The following is a 2,058-nucleotide window of genomic DNA, read 5'->3' as shown; positions in this document are numbered from 1 at the left end:
GCGCGCCCTTCAAGGGCTGCTGCTCGGCGTACTCCTTGCGGATCGCCATCAGACCGGGCATCTCATGCTCGGCGAGGGTGATCTCCTTGCGGCCGAAGGCGGCGAGGGAAAGGTCAGCGACCTTGAAACGGGTGGTGTCAGCAGGCATGGAGACTCCTTGAACGACAGACGTGACCATGGATGTCGAGGGCGGCGCTCGACCGGTTGAGGGTGATGTAGTGCAGCCCCGGCGCGCCCTCGTCGAGCAACCGCAACGCCATCCGGGTGGCATGGTCCACGCCGATGCGGTGCCCGTCCTCGGGGCGGTCCCGTGCCGCCTCCAGGCGGTGCGCGAGTTCCTCGGGGAAGGCGGCGTGGCTGAGTCGGGCGAACCGGCGGATCTGCCGCGCGTCCGTGGCCGGCATGATCTCGGGGATGATCGGGGTGTCGCAGCCGGCTGCCGCCACCCGGTCGCGCAGCCGCAGGTAGTCCTCGACGTGGAAGAACATCTGCGTGACGGCGTAGTCGGCACCGGCCCGGCACTTGCCGATGAAGTGCCGGACGTCGGTGTCCGGGTCCGACGAGCGGGGGTGGCCCTCGGGGAACGCGGCGACGCCGACCGAGAAGGCGCCGGTGTCCTTCACGAGAGAGACCAGTTCGTGCGCGTGCGTGAGGCCGGCGGGATGCGGCGTCCAGGGGCCGTTGGGATCCCCCGGTGGGTCACCCCGTAGGGCGAGGACGTCGCGCACCCCCGCGTCGGAGTACCGCCCGATGATGTGGCGCAGTTCGGCGACGGAGTGGCCGACGGCGGTGAGGTGCGCGACCGGGCGGAGCGTGGTGTCGGCGGCGATCCGCTCGGTGAGCGCGACGGTGTGGTCTCGGGAGGAGCCGCCCGCGCCGTAGGTGACGGACACGAAGGTCGGTGCCAGCGCCTCGACGCGCCGGATCGTCCGCCACAGGGTACGCGTCCCGGCCTCGCTCTTGGGCGGGAAGAACTCGAAGGAGAACGACGGCGCCGGACCGGCGACGTCTGCCCGGAGCGTGCTCATGAACGGCTCCCCGCGTTGAAGTACGTGGCGTCCGGGTGGTGGATGACGATGGCGTCGGTGGACTGCTCGGGGTGGAGTTGGAACTCCTCGGAGAGTTGGACGCCGATGCGTTCGGGTTGGAGGAGGTCGGCGATCTTGGCGCGGTCCTCCAGGTCGGGGCAGGCGCCGTAGCCGAGGGAGAAGCGGGCGCCGCGGTACTTCAGGGCGAACATGTCCTCGACGTCGGCCGGGTCCTCCCCGCCGAAGCCGAGTTCGCCGCGGACCCGGGCGTGCCAGTACTCGGCCAGTGCCTCGGCCAACTGGACGGACAGGCCGTGCAGTTCGAGGTAGTCGCGGTAGGAGTTGGCCTCGAACAGCTCGGCGGTGGCCTCCCCGATCCGCGAACCGACGGTGACGACCCGCAGGCCCACCACGTCGGTTTCGCCGGAGTCCTCGGGGCGGAAGAAGTCGGCCAGGCACAGGCGCCGGCCGCGCCGCTGCCGCGGGAAGGTGAAACGCGTCCGCTCGGTGCCGTCCTCATCCAGGATGATCAGGTCGTCGCCCTTGGACGTACAGGGGAAGTAGCCGTGGACGACGGCGGCTTCGAGCAGGTCGCCGGTGCGCAGGGCGTCGAGCCAGCCGCGCAGCCGCGGCCGGCCTTCGCTCTCCACCAGCTCCTCGTATGTGGGCCCGCCACCCGTGCGTGCTGGACGCAGCCCCCACTGGCCCTTGAACAGCGCGCCCTCGTCCAACCAGGAGGCGTACTCCTTGAGCTGGATGCCCTTGATGACGCGGGTGCCCCAGAACGGCGGGGCGGGCACCGGATTGTCGACGGCCACCTGGGAGCGGACCGGTCCTTCCGCGGGCTGCTCCTCAACCACCGTCGTGACGGCCTTGACCCGCCGCTGCTTCAGCTCGGGCAGTGTGGCGCCCGGCACCCCCCGCTTGACGGCGATCAACGCATCCATCAACCGCAGACCCTCGAACGCATCCCGCGCATAGCGGACTTCGCCCTCATAGATCTCGTGCAGGTCCTGCTCGACATAGGCAC

General features: G+C 70.4%; 3 protein-coding genes. All 3 read right to left on the bottom strand.

The window, feature by feature from the left end; all coding sequences use genetic code 11:
* Positions 1–148: adenosylhomocysteinase (locus tag ABD385_RS41100; RefSeq protein WP_344585376.1), on the bottom strand; the 148-nt coding region annotated here is incomplete at its 3' end.
* Positions 138–1,028 (bottom strand): methylenetetrahydrofolate reductase [NAD(P)H], encoded by an 891-nt coding sequence (gene metF / locus ABD385_RS41095; RefSeq protein ID WP_344585375.1) that lies wholly within the window; start codon positions 1,026–1,028, stop codon positions 138–140. The genes metF and ABD385_RS41100, both read right to left, overlap by 11 nt.
* Positions 1,025–2,058, bottom strand: a 1,034-nt coding sequence (locus ABD385_RS41090) for a vitamin B12 dependent-methionine synthase activation domain-containing protein (RefSeq protein WP_344585373.1), incomplete at its 5' end; no start/stop codon positions are given. The genes ABD385_RS41090 and metF, both read right to left, overlap by 4 nt.

Source organism: Streptomyces lunalinharesii (assembly GCF_039532155.1).
GTDB classification, from domain to species: Bacteria; Actinomycetota; Actinomycetes; order Streptomycetales; family Streptomycetaceae; genus Streptomyces; species Streptomyces lunalinharesii.
The sequence above is the reverse complement of the archived record's forward strand: the minus strand, read 5'-3'. Positions and strand labels throughout refer to the sequence as shown.